This window comes from Hungatella sp. L36, assembly GCF_014288035.1.
Window position 1 is genome coordinate 285,270 of record NZ_JACOPC010000007.1, and the last position, 18,968, is coordinate 304,237.

The 18,968-nt window shown below is 48.3% G+C and carries 18 protein-coding genes; 1 reads left to right on the top strand and 17 read right to left on the bottom strand.

The features are described from left to right. Positions 1-58: 58 nt before the first annotated feature. The 5 genes from fabG to H8S80_RS18365 all read right to left on the bottom strand — a co-directional run bounded on the left by fabG (position 59) and on the right by H8S80_RS18365 (position 3,962). Positions 59-799: a 3-oxoacyl-[acyl-carrier-protein] reductase gene (gene fabG / locus H8S80_RS18345; RefSeq protein ID WP_117633199.1), complete on the bottom strand. Its 741-nt coding sequence runs from the start codon at positions 797-799 to the stop codon at positions 59-61. 16 nt (positions 800-815) lie between these two features. Next, the gene (fabD, locus tag H8S80_RS18350; RefSeq protein ID WP_025529602.1) at positions 816-1,724 is read right to left on the bottom strand and encodes an ACP S-malonyltransferase; all 909 of its coding nucleotides are present in this window, start codon (positions 1,722-1,724) and stop codon (positions 816-818) included. A 21-nt stretch (positions 1,725-1,745) separates the two neighbouring features. After that, positions 1,746-2,669: an enoyl-[acyl-carrier-protein] reductase FabK gene (gene fabK, locus H8S80_RS18355; RefSeq protein WP_002605458.1), complete on the bottom strand. Its 924-nt coding sequence runs from the start codon at positions 2,667-2,669 to the stop codon at positions 1,746-1,748. After that, positions 2,669-2,902, bottom strand: coding sequence for an acyl carrier protein (acpP, locus tag H8S80_RS18360; protein WP_038259132.1), 234 nt, complete (start codon positions 2,900-2,902; stop codon positions 2,669-2,671). The genes fabK and acpP overlap by 1 nt, the downstream gene beginning before the upstream one ends. A 94-nt stretch (positions 2,903-2,996) precedes the next feature. Beyond that, positions 2,997-3,962 carry a beta-ketoacyl-ACP synthase III gene (locus H8S80_RS18365; RefSeq protein WP_055658336.1) on the bottom strand — a complete coding sequence of 322 codons (966 nt, stop codon included), beginning with the start codon at positions 3,960-3,962 and terminating at the stop codon, positions 2,997-2,999. A gap of 243 nt (positions 3,963-4,205) precedes the next feature. Here H8S80_RS18365 and H8S80_RS18370 point away from each other — a divergent pair, with 243 nt between their 5' ends. Further along, the gene (locus H8S80_RS18370) at positions 4,206-4,628 is read left to right on the top strand and encodes a DUF2000 domain-containing protein (protein WP_002605455.1); all 423 of its coding nucleotides are present in this window, start codon (positions 4,206-4,208) and stop codon (positions 4,626-4,628) included. A gap of 207 nt (positions 4,629-4,835) precedes the next feature. On the opposite strand, the gene rsmI is transcribed toward H8S80_RS18370, so the two are convergent. The 12 genes from rsmI to H8S80_RS18430 form a co-directional block, all read right to left on the bottom strand. Next, positions 4,836-5,699, bottom strand: coding sequence for a 16S rRNA (cytidine(1402)-2'-O)-methyltransferase (rsmI, locus tag H8S80_RS18375; RefSeq protein ID WP_117633212.1), 864 nt, complete (start codon positions 5,697-5,699; stop codon positions 4,836-4,838). A 166-nt stretch (positions 5,700-5,865) separates the two neighbouring features. Then, entirely contained in the window at positions 5,866-7,326 is a 1,461-nt protein-coding gene (locus tag H8S80_RS18380; RefSeq protein ID WP_117633200.1) for a 6-phospho-beta-glucosidase, read from the bottom strand. Next, a complete protein-coding gene (locus tag H8S80_RS18385; protein ID WP_002605452.1) occupies positions 7,326-8,123 on the bottom strand; it encodes a response regulator transcription factor in 798 nt (265 codons plus the stop codon). Before H8S80_RS18385 ends, H8S80_RS18380 begins: the two co-directional genes overlap by 1 nt. A gap of 14 nt (positions 8,124-8,137) precedes the next feature. Next, entirely contained in the window at positions 8,138-9,832 is a 1,695-nt protein-coding gene (locus tag H8S80_RS18390; RefSeq protein WP_117633201.1) for a sensor histidine kinase, read from the bottom strand. A 27-nt stretch (positions 9,833-9,859) separates the two neighbouring features. Continuing rightward, a complete protein-coding gene (locus tag H8S80_RS18395) occupies positions 9,860-11,512 on the bottom strand; it encodes an ABC transporter permease (protein WP_207662657.1) in 1,653 nt (550 codons plus the stop codon). Continuing rightward, a complete protein-coding gene (locus H8S80_RS18400; protein ID WP_002605449.1) occupies positions 11,505-12,608 on the bottom strand; it encodes an ABC transporter ATP-binding protein in 1,104 nt (367 codons plus the stop codon). The genes H8S80_RS18395 and H8S80_RS18400 overlap by 8 nt, the downstream gene beginning before the upstream one ends. 3 nt (positions 12,609-12,611) lie before the next feature. Beyond that, positions 12,612-13,715 (bottom strand): extracellular solute-binding protein, encoded by a 1,104-nt coding sequence (locus H8S80_RS18405; protein WP_002605448.1) that lies wholly within the window; start codon positions 13,713-13,715, stop codon positions 12,612-12,614. A gap of 209 nt (positions 13,716-13,924) precedes the next feature. Further along, positions 13,925-14,662 carry a tRNA1(Val) (adenine(37)-N6)-methyltransferase gene (locus H8S80_RS18410; protein WP_002605447.1) on the bottom strand — a complete coding sequence of 246 codons (738 nt, stop codon included), beginning with the start codon at positions 14,660-14,662 and terminating at the stop codon, positions 13,925-13,927. Further along, positions 14,652-15,560, bottom strand: a complete 909-nt coding sequence (locus H8S80_RS18415; protein ID WP_002605446.1) for a PSP1 domain-containing protein — start codon at positions 15,558-15,560, stop codon at positions 14,652-14,654. The genes H8S80_RS18410 and H8S80_RS18415 overlap by 11 nt, the downstream gene beginning before the upstream one ends. 3 nt (positions 15,561-15,563) lie before the next feature. Then, positions 15,564-16,553, bottom strand: coding sequence for a DNA polymerase III subunit delta' (gene holB, locus H8S80_RS18420; protein ID WP_025529599.1), 990 nt, complete (start codon positions 16,551-16,553; stop codon positions 15,564-15,566). A 156-nt stretch (positions 16,554-16,709) separates the two neighbouring features. Continuing rightward, positions 16,710-17,549 carry a polysaccharide deacetylase family protein gene (locus tag H8S80_RS18425; RefSeq protein ID WP_002605444.1) on the bottom strand — a complete coding sequence of 280 codons (840 nt, stop codon included), beginning with the start codon at positions 17,547-17,549 and terminating at the stop codon, positions 16,710-16,712. Between the two features lie 135 nt (positions 17,550-17,684). Further along, on the bottom strand, positions 17,685-18,920 hold the full coding sequence (locus H8S80_RS18430; RefSeq protein ID WP_029467573.1) for a DUF6034 family protein: 1,236 nt from the start codon (positions 18,918-18,920) through the stop codon (positions 17,685-17,687). Positions 18,921-18,968 lie beyond the last annotated feature (48 nt).

The following is an 18,968-nucleotide window of genomic DNA, read 5'->3' on the forward strand; positions in this document are numbered from 1 at the left end:
GCTCTCTCCTTATTACATTATAACTCTTGCCCAACCGTGCATCTGCTGAATAGTTACGTTACATCGCCATTCCGCCGTCCACGCAGATCACCTGGCCAGTTATGTAGCCTGCCGCGCCGGAGGCCAGAAATGTCACTGCACCAGCAATATCTTCGGTGGTTCCAAAATGTTTCATCGGGATCTGTTCTGTCGCTCCCGCCTTTACGGCATCGGACAGCACCTCCGTCATCTCCGTCTCAATAAATCCAGGCGCTACCGCGTTCACGGTGACTCCCCTGCTGGCCACTTCTCTGGCAAAGGATTTTGTCAGTCCGATCACACCAGCCTTGGCCGCGCAGTAATTGGCCTGCCCCGCATTGCCGAGCACACCGGAAACGGAAGAAATATTGATGATTCTGCCGCCTCTCTGTTTGATCATCTGGCGGGCTACATGCTTCATGCAGTTAAATACGCCCTTTAAGTTGGTATCGATAACTGCGTCGAAATCGCCCTCGGACATCTTCATCAGCAGATTATCCTTCGTGATTCCGGCGTTATTTACCAGAATATCGATAGAGCCATACTTCTTTATGACGCCGTCCATCATAGCCGCAACGCTCTCAAAATCAGACACGCTGCACTGGATGGCCTCCGCATGGCCTCCGCCTGCCGTAATCTCATTTACCACTTCTTCCGCACGTTTCGCGGAACCATTATAATTGACAATGACGGTCGCGCCTTCCGCGGCCAGACGGAGCGCGATCGCCCGCCCGATTCCTCTTCCGGCTCCGGTCACAACAGCTGTTTTTCCTTCTAACATTCCGGCATCCTCCTCGCTATAGCTTTTCAATATCTTCCAGTTTTTCTATATTAATGACTTTTACATCTCTTGTTATCTTTCTCATGAATCCGGCCAGAGTCTTTCCCGGCCCGATTTCTATAAATGTATCCACTCCATCCTGCAGCATGGTTTCCACACTCTGCTGCCATCTGACGGAAGAAGACACCTGTCTCTCTAAAAGCGGTCTCACATCCTCTGCTTTCGTCACATACTGAGCCGTGACATTAGCCACATACGGGATAACCGGGGTGTTGATGCGGGCATCGGCCAGAACCTCGCCCAGCTTCCGTCCGGCTTCCGCAAGCATGGCAGAATGGAACGGTCCGCTGACATTTAACAGAACGGCACGCTTTGCACCAGCTTCCAGGAGCTTCTCATTGGCCGCTTCCACGGCTTCCTTCCGTCCGGAGATCACGATCTGGCCCGGGCAGTTGTAGTTGGCGATGGAAACGCCGTCGATCGCGCTTATCACTTCTTCAATCTTAGACGCGTCGAGGGCCAGGATGGCGGCCATGGCTCCGAGTCCAACCGGAACCGCCTCCTGCATGAGGATTCCCCTCTGTCTTACGGTACGGATCGCATCCGCGTCGCTCATCACGCCCGCGGCGGCAAGTGCAGGGTATTCTCCCAGGCTCAGTCCGGCAGCCACATCGGGCTTCACGCCTTTTGCCTCTTCCAGGACACGCATCATGGCGATGCTGGTGGTTACCATGGCAGCCTGTGTGTATTCCGTGATATCCAGTCTGTCGTTCTTCTCAAAACACAGCTCCGGCACGGAAAAGCCAAGCAGCTCTGACGCCATGTCAAAGAGCTCTTTTCCGGTCTTTGTATTCTCATAAAAATCCTGGCCCATTCCACAGTACTGTGCGCCCTGTCCCGGGAAAATAAATGCAGTCTTGCTCATAATCCGTAACTCCTTTTTCAATTATCGGTTCAGCAGTTTCTCCGCCTGTTCCATCATCTCATCAATCATTTCCTTACAGGTCTGTGTCTTATAAATCATACCTGCGATCTGGCCTGCCATGACGGTACCGTTCGTGATATCGCCTTCCTGTACGGCCTCTCTCAGCTTTCCGAGAGTTAAGTATTCCAGTTCCTCGAAGCTCTTGCCTTCCTGCTCCAGCTTTACGTATTCCCTGGTCATCTGATTCCTTAAGCATCTGACCGGATGGCCGTGGGAACGTCCCGTAACCGCCGAATCGATGTCCTTTGCCTTGATAATGCGCTGCTTGTAGTTCTCGTGCACAATGGATTCATCCGAAACCACAAATCTCGTACCGATCTGTACCGCCTCTGCTCCGAGCATAAATGCCGCGGCGATTCCGCGTCCGTCACCGATACCGCCGGCCGCAATAACCGGTATGGATACAGCGTCCACGACCTGAGGAACCAGTGTCATCGTTGTCTGCTCGCCGATATGGCCGCCGGATTCGCATCCTTCCGCCACAACCGCATCCGCGCCGTAGCGCTCCATTCTCTTAGCCAGTGCTACAGAAGCCACAACCGGTATAATTTTGACCCCGGCGGCCTTCCACATCTCAATATATTTCTCCGGGTTTCCGGCTCCGGTGGTTACCACACCGATTCCTTCCTCCACGACTACCTTTGCTATCTCATCGGCATGAGGGCTCAGCAGCATGACATTGACTCCGATTGGTTTCTTTGTCAGCGCTTTTGCCTTGCGGATCTCCTCTCTGACCACCTCGGCCGGTGCGTTTGCACCGCCGATCAGTCCCAGCCCGCCAGCTTCCGATACAGCCGCCGCCAGATGATGTTCCGCAACCCAGGCCATTCCACCCTGAATAATCGGGTGTTTAATTCCTAAAAGTTCCGTTATTCTGGTATTCATCAGCCTTCCACGCCCTTTGCTTTTAAGTAGTCCATAACCGCGTTTACGGTCGTCAGCTTCTCTAAATCCTCAGAAGGAATCTCGACTGAATACTCATCCTCCAGAGCCATAACAAGTTCGAATAAATCCAGGGAATCCGCTCCTAAATCCTCTTTAAAGGAAGACTCTGCCAATACGGCCTCTGCGTCTACATTTAACTGCTCTGCGATAATTTCTTTCATCTTCTCTAACATGGTTTCATTCTCCTCTTCATTTTCCATCTTTTATTCCATTGATTTTTTAATATTTATCTAATTACTTTGATTTTCAAAGTATTAGTCTTTTTAATTACCACTCCAGAAGAGTGGTTCCCCAGGTCAACCCTGCACCAAAACCGGCTAAAAGCAATTTGTCGCCCGGTTTCAATTTTCCTTCGCGGTTCAGCTCATCTAAAAGGATGGGCACCGACGCTCCGGAAGTATTACCATACCGCTCTAAATTCGCTGGAAACTTTTCCATCGGTAATTTAAGTCTTTTCGCTATGGATTCGGAAATCCGGTAATTGGACTGATGCAGAATAAAATATTTAATTTCTTCTAATTCGGTTCCGCTCCCGGCAATCGTCTTCTTAATTGCCTCCGGCACGGTCTTAACCGCAAATTTAAAAACTTCCTGGCCATCCATGGTCATATAGCCTAATTCCGGTTTCTTTCCTGTCAGGAAATTTCCCGTAGTGCGTCCGCCGCATTTCAGAACGTCGCCTTTCGTTCCGTCCGCACCCATGGTCAGCCCCATGATTCCGGTGTCCTCTGCCCTCACGACAGCCGCTCCCGCACCGTCTCCGAAGAGAACGCAGGTGCCCCGGTCGTTCCAGTCCACCAGCTTGCTGAGTGTATCCGCTCCGATCACAAGCCCCGTCCGGTAGATTCCCGCCGTCAAAAAGCTATGTACCGTGTTTAAAGCGAAGACAAATCCCGAACACGCGGCGCTTAAGTCAAACGCCACCGCATTGACCGCGCCGACCGCGGCCTGTACCTCGCAGGCACCATTTGGAAAACAGCAGTCTCCCGAGGAAGTGGCAAGGACGATAATGTCCAGTTCTTCCGGTTTTATTCCGGATTGTTCAATCGCCAGCTTCGCCGCCTCCGCCGCCAGATCGGAGGTTCCTGATTCTGCTGCCGCAATCCTTCTTTCCCGGATTCCGGTTCTCGGTCTGATCCATTCGTCGCTGGTATCCACGATCTTTGCCAGATCATCATTGGTTACCACCTGTTTCGGTACAGCCGAACCTGTTCCTATAATTCTAGTCGTCATAATTTCCCCCATTCGTGCTGTGATTCACACATCCAGGTAAATGGGAAAACCCGTGGTTTTCACCTGTCTCTGATATTTTTCGTTTCAAATATTTTGATATTCAAACCAATTCTATACAATCCCGATTCGTTTGTCAAGAAAAATTTTTAAAATAACAGCCGCCTGTGATATGCCACATCGTTCAAGAAATTTTTTCGGACAAATGGTAAAATAGAACAACAAACAGAAAAGGAAGTAAGACAAATGGATTTACAGAACGAAAAATGTGTCATGGTCATCGACGAGACACTCCCCACCGGCCTGATTGCCAACACCGCCGGAATTATGGGAATCACGCTTGGCAAAGAGATGCCGGATACCGTGGGGCCTGACGTCACGGACAAGACAGGCTGCTCCCACCGGGGCATCATCCAGTTCCCTGTCCCCATACTAAAGGCTGACGGAGCCAAAATACGGGAGCTCCGGAAACAGCTTTACCGGCCAGAATATGCGGAACTGACTGTGGTGGATTTCTCCGACACGGCACAGAGCTGCAAGACCTACGATGAATTTATCGATAAGGCTGCCGCCACCGAGGAAGATACCTTCTCCTATCTCGGTATTGCCATCTGCGGACCTAAAAAAGCGGTGAATAAGCTGACAGGGAATCTCCCATTGCTTCGATAAATGAACATGTATTCCAGGTATTACCCCAACACCAGGATGCAAAGAGGCCGGATCTTTGGAATCCAGCCTCTTTGCATCTTTAACTGTTAATTCGTATCTCTTCCGATATCCCGTACAGACGGTATGAGAGGTAATCTCATGTCTGCTGTTTAATATCGTGCCGTCAATATCGAGGCATATCATGTTACACACCATATCCGGATCCTCTTACTTCATCAGCTGCTGGTAGACATCCCGTTTACTGATTCCCCGGTCCTTCGCCACCATACGCATGGCCTCTTTTCGTTCAATTCCCTGCTTCTCATACAGATCCATATGCTCTTCCAGAGACATCTCCTCAAACGATTTCATCCGTTCTTCCTTTATTTCACCGATACTCTTCCCTTCGATAACAATGACGCACTCGCCTCTCGGATCCTCCGTCTCATAGGCCGCCAGCGCATCTTCAAACGTAGTCTGAAACGCCGTCTCATACCGTTTCGTCAGTTCCCTGCATATGGTGATTCTCCGGTTTCCCAGGGCCACTCTCAGTTCCTCCAGCGTCCTGACAAGCCGGTGGGGCGCTTCATATATAATGATCGTTCTCGTCTCCCGCTTCAGCTCCTCTAAAATCCACTGTTTTTCCTTCTTATCAGAAGGGAGAAATGCCTCAAAGCAGAAACGCCTCGTTGCCAGTCCCGATATGGTCAGAGCCGTAATGCATGCCGCAGGCCCGGGCAGAGATGTAAGCGGTACTCCCGCCTTATGGCACTGCCTCACCAATTCTTCGCCCGGATCAGAGATTCCCGGTGTTCCCGCATCTGTAATTAATGCGATGGAAACTCCATTTTTCATCTGCTCCACCAGATATCTGGCCTTGTCCACCTTGTTGTATTCATGATAGCTGGTCATGGGCGTCTTAATATTAAAGTGGTTTAACAGCTTAATGCTGTGCCGGGTGTCCTCCGCCGCAATCAAGTCCACTTCCTTTAATGTATTCAAAACCCGCAGGGTAATATCATCCAGATTCCCAATAGGCGTCGCACATAGATACAGCTTTCCTGTTTTCTGATCCTTTACCTGTTCTTCCATCTTCTTTTCCAACTTTTCTGCTATTTTTCGGGCCGTTTGACCGGCCTGTTTCTTCTATCATTAGTAGATATACTTTAACACAGAGGGCGGGACTTTTCAAGGAAAGGCGAAAATATGGCAGGGCGGAAAACACCAATCCCCTGGTTCTCCGCCCTGCCATATTCACCTAATTCTCCAAATCCTCCCCATTGCTGGCAATAACTTTCTTATACCAGTAAAATGACTTCTTCGGCTTCCTGCTCAAATCTCCGCTTCCGTCATTGTGTTTATCTACATATATGAATCCGTAGCGTTTATCCATTTCCCCGGTTCCTGCGCTTACCAGATCGATACAGCCCCATGGAGTATAGCCCATCAGCCGTACACCGTCCTGATCTATCGCCTTCCTCATCTCTTCAATATGGCGTTTTAAATAGTCAATTCTGTAGTCATCGCAAATCTTCCCGTCTGCATCCTCCTGGTCGTATGCCCCCAGCCCGTTTTCAACGATAAATAAAGGGACATCATAACGGTCCGTAAGCCAGTTAAGTGCATACCGAAGCCCCACAGGATCGATCTGCCAGCCCCAGTCCGACTGTTCTACATATGGGTTCGTTATCAGATCATCCCGTTCGCAAAATGCATATTCCGGCGAATGCTCCCGATATTCTGTGGTATAGGACATATAATAGCTGAACCCCACATAATCCACACAGCCGCCGCGCAAAATCTCCAGATCCTCTTCAGTGCAATCAATGGAAAATCCCTTCTGTTTCCAATACGCCGGTATTCCCGGAGGGTACGCTCCCTTTACATGCACATCTCCAAAGTAGTACTTTCTCTGCATGGCTTTCTCGGCCATCATGATATCTTCAGGCCGGCACGTCTTAGGATAAACCGGAGTCACACTCAGCATACAGCCGATCAGAAAATCCGGGTTTATCTCATGTCCCTTTAAAACTGCAAGCGCACTGGCTACCAGTTCATAGTGTGCCGCCTGGTACATGACCTCTTCCCGTTCTTCACCCTCGCTGTACTGTATTCCGGAATCCGAATACACCAGAAAATCACTCCAGTAGTTTGCCTGGTTATTAATTTCATTAAATGTCATCCAGTATTTTACTTTATTTTTATATCGTTCAAAACATACAACTGCAAAATGTACAAAAAAGTCAATCAGCTTCCGGTTCCGCCATCCCCCGTAATGCTCTGCCAGATGGAGCGGCATCTCAAAATGGCTCAGTGTAATCACCGGCTGTATTCCATATTTCAGACATTCGTCAAAGAGGTCATCATAGAAACGCAGTCCATCCTCATTCGGCTCTTCCTCATCGCCCAGAGGGAAAATCCTGGTCCACGCAATGCTGGTCCGAAAACACTTAAATCCCATCTCTGCAAACAGGCGGATGTCCTCCCGATACCTGTGGTAAAAATCTATTGCCTCATGGTTTGGATAATTTTCGCCCGGAAGGACCTTATGGGTAAAGCGTCTTAAGGTGTGCACATCTCCGCCAGTGGTCACATCCATAATACTTAACCCTTTTCCTCCCTCCAGGTAACCGCCTTCCAGCTGATGCGCAGCCACCGCGCCGCCCCACAGGAAATCTTCTGCGAAGACTCCCTTTTTTTTCTCTGTCATCTCATCCATTATGAATCTCCTTTTTTCTGATAATACGCTACAAATGCACTCGGCAGGATTCCCGTATACTTTTTAAATACATTGATAAAGTACTTATACTCCTTAAATCCACACTCCACAGCTACATTATAAATCTTACAGTCATCCTCCTTCAGTTTTTGAATCGCCATCTGAATTCGGTAACGGTTTAAAAAATCATTAAACGGGAATCCCGTTTCCTTCTTAAAAAGCTGGTTTAAATAGGTGGCGCTGGTCTGAAGCGGCTCAATCAAATCATTGATACTGATTTTCTTCTGGTAGTTATCCCTGATATAGGTAACCATCACCCTTGTTCTGGGAGAATAAGACTGCTCCGGCAATACAATTTTAAAATCAAACACATCGCGCTCCAGCGCTTCCCTGGTCTTAGTCTCCGCATCGCTGAAATGCTGTTTCATCCGGCATTGTGCCTTGGCTTTCTCCAGCGCTTTTTTTAGCTGCTCATACTCCAGCGGTTTAATTAAATATTCCGCCACCCCTAAATGCATAGCCGCCTTGGCGTAATGAAACTCATCATAAACAGACAGAATAATTGCCTCATACCCGTAAGCTTCCATGGTCTCTTCCAGCATCTGGATTCCATTTTTAATAGGCATCCCCACATCGGTCACAACAATATCCGGGTTAAGGCTGCGAATCATCTCCACGCCCTCCTCGCCATTGCCCGCTTCCCCTACGATTGTGCAGTCACAGCCAATCCAGTCAAAATTATAGGCAAGGCCCTTTCGAATCATTTTCTCATCTTCAACCAACAATACCTTGTACATGTCCGTCCCCCCATTCAGGATTTCTGCGCCGGTATCTCAATAAAAACAGTTAAGCCGTCACCACTCCGGTTTTCCAGCCTGATTCCATACTTCTCCCCATAGGTCAGCTGTAACGTCCGGTTTACATTATACAGTCCCACATGGTCATCGGGATATTCCCTGCTGGCCAGATGTTCCATAACCTGAAGATAACGTTCCTCCGTCATTCCTCCTCCATTATCTTCAATTTTCATAATCAGCCTGTCCTCCACGATTGCCGCATGGACCGCAATATGAAACTGATCGCGGTGTTGAAAGCCATATTTTACGGAATTCTCTGCCAGCGGCTGTGAAAAGAACTTCGGTACAAATATCTGTCCGGCTTCCTCTTCCACAGAGATTTCATAGGTCAGGCGCTCCTGGAACCTGGCTTTATGAAGCATCAGATAATCCTCTAAATGCTCGATATCTTCTTTGAGAGGCACGAATTTATCCTGATTATATAAATTATAGCGCAGAAATTTTGACAGGCTCAGTATCATTTTTTCCGCCTCGGCAGGGCTGACAAAGACGGTATACCTCAAGGTTTCAAGAACATTAAATATAAAGTGGGGATTAAACTGGTTTCTTATCATTTTAAACTCTGCCTGACGCTGCAGCTCCGCCATACTCTTGTTGGATTCTATCAGCGCATCCACCTTTTTTACCATAGAGCTGTATTCCTTTGCCAGAGTATCGAATTCATCCCCGGTTCCCAGCTCCAGGCTGATATCAAACTTTCCGTCACTCGTCTCCCTGATGGCATCCAGCATGGCGCCAATCGGTTCTGTCACCTTCCTGCTCATGGTCCTTGACAGCTTCAGAAGCAGGACAGTGATTAAGATCAGGACGAGAAGGCTGAAGCATATAAGGGTGCCAATATAGCCCTCATATCCCTTTTGATTTAAAGCATAGATGTTAAGCCCCTCCTGCTCCATCGATTTGCAGCCCATCTGAAATAAATCGCCCTGTATTGATACCTGTCCATGGGAATTTGCTTTATACGCCAGCTTATTTAAACTGGTCCTGGCATTCTCACTGGTAGTTACGAGTACCGTGTCGAACTGATTAGTCACGACTACTTCCTCTGCCCCCTGCTTCAGCAGCAGTTCCCGCAGTTCTTTATTATCCGCATAATAGACCAGATATCCCAGAAGTTCTCCCTCTTCATAGATTACGGTCCCATACCCATAATACCCCGTCTGTGCGACGGTATCATGGTTCTCCTGATAATAAATCCTCACCACCTTGTTATCTTCTTCCGATGCAATACGAAAGAGAGGAAGAAAGGAATAATTCACTTCAAAATTATCCTTACTTCCGGATTTTAATATTACATTCTGTTCAGAATCAAGAACGCAGATCTGGAACTTACTTTCCGACTGGTTGATAATCCTGTAGTAGTCCTCAAATACGCGGTTGCTTCCCGCTCCTGACCGCAAAAAACCTTTTAATCCCTCATCCTGCGCCTGATTCTCACACACAGAGCGGTAAAAGTGATCCATCTGCTGAATTTTCTGCCGGACATTCTCCGCCGCCCTTTCCGTCCTTCCACGGATAGAGATCTCATTGAAAAATCCAATAAACAGAATAAAAAGAGCCAGTAAAACGGCAAGTGGTATAATAGCCGTTATCAGAAAATTCTTTCGTATATTATACTCAAACCCTTTACCAGCTCCTGATCCAGTCATCTGCGTTCTCCCGTTGTTGTATTCCTGTTACATCGATATCTCTCTTGTGCCGGTTACCTTAAATAATATAAAGATAGAACATATTGTAATTACTGTCAAGATGGTGGACAACGCCGCCGCAATACCGTAATTTCCGCGAATAACCTCCGAATATATGGCAATCGTCATCGTCTTTGTCTTGCCTGTATACAGCAGGATAGAAGAACTTAATTCTGTGATAATCGTTATCCAGCTCATAATGGCTCCCGATATGACACCGGCTCCCATCATCGGCAGCGTTACCCGGAAAAATGTTTTTATTTTGGAAGCGCCCAGACTGAGCGACGCCTCTTCCACGCTGATTCCCGTCTGCCTCAGGATTGCAGCGCTGGAACGGATGGTATATGGCATTCGCTTAATTGTAAACGCCACCACTATAATGGCCGCCGTTCCTGCGATCATCAGAGGCTTTTGATTAAACGCGGTAATCAGGGAAATACCGAGTACAGAACCCGGAACAATGTACGGAAACATGGTTGCTATATCCAGCCCCCCGGTCAGAATCCCCGGCCTTCTGACCGTCACATATGCGATCAGAACGGAAAGAAAAACAATAAATACCAGAGCAATCAGTCCCAGCGTCAGAGAATTCCGTATGGCAAGCCCCATTTTCGAAAAAGCCGAGACATAGCTTCCCAGCGAATGGCCTGCTTTAAAGACGATGCCTTCCGTATTGCGGAAAGATGTCTCTATGATGCAGAATTGCGGAAGAAGGGCGATCAGCAGATACGCATACACAAATATGTGAGCTGCTGCATTTTTAATTCCTGCCGCTTTTTCTGCCTGAATCGGATTTAATGCGCCCTGGCTGTATGACAGTTTCTTGGAAACCACCTTCTGAAGCAGAAATGCCGCTGTGGTAAAAAGGATTGTCATAATGCTGATTGCGGATGCGAAGCCGACATCGCCGCCATTTTCCCCCATAAACTCATTGTAGACTAATACAGGAATCGTCTTATACCCCTCGCCAATCAGCATAGGCGTACCAAAGTCCGCAAGCGCCCGCATGAATACCAGAATTGCTGCTGCCAGTATAGTCGGAAGAATCAGCGGAATCGTAACTTTGCACATCTTTCTTATGCCGGTACAATTCATGCTCTCGGCCGCCTCCAAAAGGGAGTTATCCATGTTCTTAAGCGCTCCGGACACGTAAGTAAAGACCAGCGGTATCAATTGTAAGGTCAGCACCACCACAATTCCCTTAAACCCATAAATATCCGGCACCTGAATCCCAAATACATGTTTAAACAGATTGGTGAAGCTTCCGTTTCTTCCGAACATTAAAATCCAGGAATAAGCACCGATAAAGGGCGCAGACATCGAAGAAATAAGAATCAGAACCCGGATCCACTCGGCCCCCTTAATTTTTATCGTCGTTATAACATAAGCAAGAGGCGTGGCTATGACCACAGCCAGAACCGTCACACATAAGGTTACCTTAAAGCTGTTTCCAATCGTATTCATATAATACTTTTTACTGAAGAACCGTTGAAAGTAGGCCATGGTAAATGTCCCCGTCTGAGGATCTACCACACTGGATTTAAACAGATTAAACAGAGGAAAGAACATGAACAGAATATAGAGACACCATACCAGAAGCGTGACTACGGTCCAAATATCCAGATTTTTTCTTCTACTCAAGATCGCTCACGACTCCTTTCGAATAATTGACATTTCCTTCCCTGTCATAGACATTGATTTTTTCAGTTTTTACCTTTAAGTACACTTTGCTGTCAGGAATCAGATGATCCGTCTCCGTGGACTCCTCCATCAGCATCACGACATCCCCTGTTTCCAGTTCAATATCATACCTTGTGGAGTTCCCTAAAAATACGCTGGATATCACACGCCCTTTCAGCCCGCTCTGATCTTTGCTGATTACGAAATCTTCCGGTCTGATGGAAACTAAAACCGCCTCGTCCTTAACCTTCTGCTCCTCGATTCCCTCTATAGGATTTACATATTCTCCAATTTGTATCCGATATCCAAAATCCCCCCGCAAAAGACGGCCATGAATTATATTGGAGCTTCCAATAAAGGTCGCAACAAAAATGTTGGCTGGCCGGTGATAGATGCTGCGCGGTCTGCCTACCTGCTGGATCACCCCGTCCTTCATAACGGCGATCCTGTCAGAGACAGCCATGGCTTCTTCCTGGTCATGGGTTACATAGATTGTTGTTATACCTACCTTATGCTGCAGTTCCTTAATGACATCCCGCATCTCCACCCGCAGCTTTGCATCCAGATTGGAAAGGGGCTCATCCATTAACAGAACATCCGGCTCGATTACAATTGCGCGTGCCAGTGCAATTCTCTGCTGCTGGCCACCGGACATATTCTGTGGAAGCCGGTCTTTCAAATTATCAATTTTTACAACCTTAAGTACTTCCTCTACCCGCTTCTGTGCCTCCGCCTTTGAAACTTTACGATTATCCAGGCCAAACCGGACATTTCCAGCTACCGTCAGATGGGGAAAGACCGCATAATTCTGAAATACCATGCCTATATTACGCTTGCCGGCGTCTAGATCATTAATTACCCGGTCATTAAAGGAAATTGTGCCGCCTTCAATACTGTTAAATCCGGCTACCATACGCAGAAGCGTTGTTTTTCCGCATCCTGATGGGCCCAGAAGGGTGAAAAATTCACCCTTTCTGATTTTCAGATCCAGTTTGGGAATCACGGTATTCTGCCCATACTTTTTTACTAATTCATGAAATGTAATCTCTACGCTCATCTATTACTGCACCTCTGCGAAAATCTCATTAAACGTATCAATAACATTAGCCTTATGTTCCGCAATCTCGTTTGGATCACGCTCAATATAGGTAATGCTGTCAGCGTCAGGAATAAAATCAGCCACTTTTGCGCCCTCTCTTACAGGACGGCTCATAAACTCCGTACCAAATAAATCCTGAACCTCCGCGCTCGTCACAAAATCAATAAATATCTTGGCATTCTCCTGATTTTTGCAGTCCTTTATGATTGCAGAAACCGCCTGCCCCGGAATCACTCCCTCCGAAGGATAGGAGATTGCTACATCGGCGCCATCCTTCAAATAAGCAAAAGCAGCGCCTTCATAAGTAACCGTCACCGTATTCTCTCCGTCTGCCACACTCTTGTGAGCATTGCCCGAGCTGGCTGCCACCTTGCCATCCAGCTGCTTAATGAAATCTGTCACAAAGTTCCAGCCTGCCTCGCCTTCCCATTCATGGTCATTGTAGATCCATGCCATGTCTGCAATCGTGCTGACTCCATTTCCGGAGCTGGCCGGATCCGGAAGAGCGATTTTCCCTTTAAGCTCCGGATTTAAAAAATCCTTGTAGCTGTTTACCTGGATATCTCCGATCAGATTCTTATTCCACATAATTACCGCAGAATCCATATTGATAGGAGTCAGTTTTCCCTGTACACAGTGGTGCCCATCCAGCATGAACTCATCGTTTACCGAGGTGTAATCCTCAAAATAATCCATAAAATCATAGAACATGGATTCTGTTCCGCCGAGCATCACGTCGCAGTATGGATTAACCGATTCTGACTGGATTCTCTTTAACATTTCGCTGGTACCGCCAGCCAGAAGCTCTACTTTGATGCCTGTCTCCTCTTCAAATAACGGGATCAGCGTGTTAAGGATCTGATCATTACAAGCAGAATAGACCACTAAATTACCGCCTGACTGCTTCTCCTTGCTTTCCTTACTCTCCTGTGAGTTTTCTGCCGTCGTATCCGCGGAACCTGCCTCGCTGCTCTTTGCCGTACCCCCTGTACTTCCACACCCACTTAATGTCCCCAATACCATTGCCGCTGCCATTACCAGAGATGCACACTTTTTTAATTTCATAATCCTATCAACCTCCTGAATTGTTATGGCTTAATTATAAGCATTCATTATTCTTACTCCAATCCCAAAATTCATAATCTTTATCCAAAATTGGAAACTAAAAATACTATTTACAGATAATAACGGCAAAAAAATAAACAGGACTGCCTTTGTAGGAATCAGTCCTGTCCGTCTAACAACCATAATCAGATACCATAATGAGCATTTTCTCAATACCCGTAAATATCATAAATCTCCTGCGTATACACCCCCGGCTCCCGATATACCACAATCGGCGCCTCCACCTTAATCATGGATTTACCGCCGCGCACGGCTTCTATCAGGACCATATTGGCCTCTTTGTCCACAAATGGATGGACCATCTTCATCCGCTTCGGCTCCAGCTTATACTTCGTCAGCGCCGTAATAATTTCTATCAGACGGTGAGGCCGGTGCACCATGTAGAAGCGCCCGCCCGGCCGCAGAAGCTTAGCCGCCTCCCTCGCCACATCGTCCAGCGTACAGAGCACCTCATGGCGGGCGATCGCCTTGGGCAGATCGGGATTTTTAAGTCCATGGGCATCGTTCATATAGGGCGGATTCGAGGTCACCACGTCAAAGGAAGCCGCGCCAAACAGCCGGCTGGCTTCCTTGATATCGCCCTTTACGATCGAGACCTTCTCTTCCAGGTGATTGAGCGCCACGCTGCGCGCGGCCATCTCCGCCACCTCATCCTGAATCTCCAGCCCCGTATAATGTTCGCCTTCATATTTCGCTTCCAGAAGAATCGGGATAATTCCCGTCCCGGTTCCCAGATCGATGGCCTTTTCCCCCGGCTTCACCGCCGCGAAACCGGATAAAAGCACCGCGTCCATACCGAAGCAGAACCCGTCCTTCTTCTGTATGATCTGATAGCCGTTTCTCTGTAAATCATCAAGCCGTTCCTCATCCTTAAGCTCAATTATCATCTAACTTGGATTTCCCTTCCTTCTTCTCAAGGGCTTCCAGAGCCTTCAGCTCTGCATCCGCTACAGAGCCTTTATCCTTGCGCCGCCTCGGTTTAAACTTCAGCTGATCCACACGGTATTCTCTGATTTCCTTCTCATCCTTCGTGATGACGATGACCTTCACCAGCTGACGAAGCACGCTGACCGAGTGAACCTCACCCTTCAGTCCGTCGTCCGTGGTCACATAATCCCCCACATTCGGAAGCTTGCTGTTTAAGTCCTCGTACGTCTCTTCCTCATTCTTCAGACAGCACATGAGCCTTCCGCAGACACCGGAGATCTTCGTCGGATTCAGCGACAGGTTCTGCTCCTTCGCCATCTTGATTGAAACAGGGATAAACTCCGATAAGTAAGAGTGGCAGCACAGCGGTCTGCCGCAGATACCGATTCCTCCCACAATCTTCGTCTCGTCTCTGACGCCGACCTGACGAAGCTCGATTCTCGTTTTAAATACCGATGCCAGATCCTTCACCAGTTCGCGGAAATCGATTCTTCCATCCGCGGTAAAGTAAAACAGCACCTTGTTGTTGTCGAAGGTATATTCCGCATCGATCAGCTTCATCTGAAGCCCGTGTTTCCTGATCTTTTCCTTACAGATCCGGAACGCTTCCCTTTCCTTGTCGTGGTTTTTTAACTCCACATCCTCGTCTTCTCTCGTCGCCATCCGGATCACAGACTTAAGCGGCTGGACGACCTTGTCATCCGGCACCTCTCTGCTTCCCAGCACTACATAACCGTATTCAATCCCTCTCGCCGTCTCCACAATCACGTGGTCACCCGTATGAATCTCCCTGCCGGCCGGATCGAAATAATAGATCTTCCCCGCATTGCGGAATCTTACACCAATCACTTTTATCATCAATCAGTTCTCCTTCATTACCAGTAACATGAGCTCCATGGCCAGTTCCATATTCACATTGGCATTCAGCCTGATCCCCGCCTTATCAATGGACTGGAGAATCTTTTCAATCCCATCGTAGGCGCTGGAGGCGCTCATTTCCTTAATTGTATTATACTCTTCCTTAAACACCAGAAGATTAATATCCTGTGTCACCTTATACATCAGCACATCCCGGTACCATAGCTGCATAAAATCGAGGCAGTCATAGATGTCCAGACTCTCATCCTTCAGCTTCTTGATATAGTCCAGAAGCTCCGTAATATCCATATCCTTCAAATGCTTCAGCATATGCAGAAGCTCGGTATACATCAGCTGAAAATCCTCCGAAGAGGCCAGATGGATCGCCTTTCCCAGATTTCCTCTCGCAAACGCGGCGTAAATCTCCGCCTTCACCTCGGGAATCCCCAGAGATTCCATCAGATACGTCCTGACTACGCTGTCCTGAAGCGGCTTCAGCTTTAACTGCACGCATCTGGAAAGAATCGTCGGCAGAAATGCCTCCTGATTCGTAGTCAGCAGCATGATAATCGCATAGGACGGCGGTTCCTCGATGGTCTTAAGCAGGGCATTCTGCGCCTGTGCCGTCATCTTTTCCGCTTCATCTACGATGTAGATCTTATAATAGCTGCTGTAGGGCCGTACCATGATTGTATCATTAATTTGTTCCCTGATATCGTCAACGCCGATGCTGTTCGGCTTTTCATGATTTACAAAAATCAAGTCCGGATGGTTGCCGCTCATCACCTGCTTGCAGGCGTGGCACTGCATACACGGTTCCTTCTTCCCCTTTTCACAGAGAAGCGTCATGGCAAATGCATTCGCCAGCGACTTACGTCCCATTCCTGCCTCACCTGTCAGAATATACGCATGAGATACATGATTTGTCTCTATAGCCTTCTTAAAATGTTCCTTTATCATCTCATGACCGATTATATCGTTAAATCCTGGCATTGGGGCACCTCCGTCTCAAAATATACGGATTTATTATAGCATATAAAATTCATACTCACAAGAAATAAGTGCTGGTAATTCCCATAAGAGGGCGTCTCCTGTCATTTCCCGCACAAAAAGAAACAGACGGCCCCATACGGCAGCCGTCTTAAGCATTTAATTCAGTTCCATCCTCTCACCAGCCTTCACCCGGTAAGAAATCCCGTCCTTCTCAAAATATACGTCCACTGCGGCAGGATTCCACACCATAGACCCATCCGCGCTGAACAGCAGCCGGTCGTACGCCGTCATGTAATCATACAGCTCCAGGTTTGTCGCATACCAGATCTCATCCCGGTTTCCGGTATACGCAGCAAATCTCTCAATCACATCCCAGTTCCCATCAGCCTCAAACTCATAGCTGTGTCCCCAGAGATAGAACAGCCAGGAGCCGTACTTTGGCGTCTCCTCCACAAATTTTCCCGCCAGCTCCATCAGACGCTCATCCCGGTGATGGCACGTGGCCGTCAGACGGAGCCAGTCGGACGGAAGCCGGAAATCCCATGTCGAAACCGTTGTTCTCGCATAGGCGATTCCCGCCTGCACAAGCGTATCGACCACCCTGTCACTGGTAGTACCGAAGGGATAAGCCATACCCCTGACAATTGTATGAAACTGCCGCTCCAGATTCTCCCGGTCCTTCATCACCTCCGCCGTACAGAGATTCACCGGAAGCTGCTCCAGAAACGGATGTGTCAGCCCGTGAACCGCCACCTCCATACCGCTGCCGCCGTAGACCTCCGTCACCGCCTTTTCCGTCATCCTTCTGTGCACCGTACCCGGCGGGTATACCGTACCCTCTTCCGCATAAAGCCCGCTGTTTAAGTTAAATGTGCCCTTTAATCCATGCTGCTTCATGATTTCGATCAGACGGATATCCTGTTCCACTCCGTCGTCATAGCTTAACGTCAGCGCCTTCTTTTTTCCCTTTGGAAACTGAATAAAGATACTTCCCATGATTTTCGTCCCTTACCTCCTGATCCGTATAATAATTACCTTAATACTACACGCAATCCCCTGATCTGTCCAGAACCACATTCCCATTTCCGTCTGTTTTTTAACAGTCAGACATCCCCGCCTGAACTGTTACGTTTACTTCCCCATATCTCTCCGCTCCATGACGCTTCCGTCCATTGCATTGATTGTCATAAGTGAAAGATCCGGCTGACTGTAAGTCTCCTTCCCTACCGATTTCCCCTCCTTTAGATACTCAACAGACACACTTCCCAGGAAATCCCACACGGGTATCATCTTCCCTTCCTTCTCCCGTTCCCCGTTTCTCACGTCGTGAATCCCCATATATCCAAGTCGTGCCTCTTTCACCCGAAGCGTCACCTTCCGCTCATCGGCAAACGTGCCGCCGTACAGAAAATAGTCCTCATAGCTGCTCTTTTCCACCGATTCAAAGATCGACGCCACCTCAGAGAACGGCAGCAAAAATACGCGCTCCTTCGAATCGCCGATGATCCGCTCCTTGTTCTCCAGACCAATTCCGTTTAAGCTTCCATCCTGGGTATAGGCAAGTGTCGCATACTGCTGATACCCAGCGTAGCCGTCCTGCCTTTTTACCTGATGGTAGGCCGGTGCGCCGATTCCATCCGGCGCCAGGGAGAAACCAAACACACGCATATACGTCGGTTCTTCCCAGGAGTCATCCGGTTTTGACCGCGTCCCTTCGATCCATTTCTCAGAAACCAGCTTCATCTTTCCATATCCCAGATTCCCCATCAGAGTTTCCGCCTCATTCCGCATCTTCGCCCACTCCTCCTCAGACTGAAGTTCCTCCGGAATGGTCTCATAGTCGTAGACTTCTCTGAATGCAGCGCCTACCCCCTCTGATATACTGTTGCTGTAGGCATAGTCCTCATTTTTTCCATCACCGTTCCAATAATAGGAGATGAAATACTCCTTGCCCTCAACGAGAGCCCTGCTGCCTGAAGCCTTCAGCCCTTTGACCGCAGAATGGTCCGTCTCTTCCCCCCATGCGATTTTTTCCTTGTCCCGAAAATACTCCTTGATCCGCTCATACTCCTCCATCGAGTAATAATCCGCTTCCGTCTTCTTCACCGAGATTGAAGTCACATCAGGAATTGATATTTCCGCATCCGCAAAAAAGCTTAAACCGCCCTCTTCAAAAGACGCCTGATACCGTTCCGGCAAATGAAGCTGTTCCCTCATTGTTGTGTTCTCCTGATTTTCCTGTCCCGCAGAGAGAGCAGACTGGCTCTCCGCCTCATCCTTTGGAACAATCACCACCGGCTCTGCCGCCCTGCCGCATCCGGCAAGAAAAAGCGCCGCTGTCATTACCAGTATGATCTGTCGTTTCATCCGAATCCTCCTTTTTTATCTGATGCTTCGCACCGTTTCCTCCTCTTC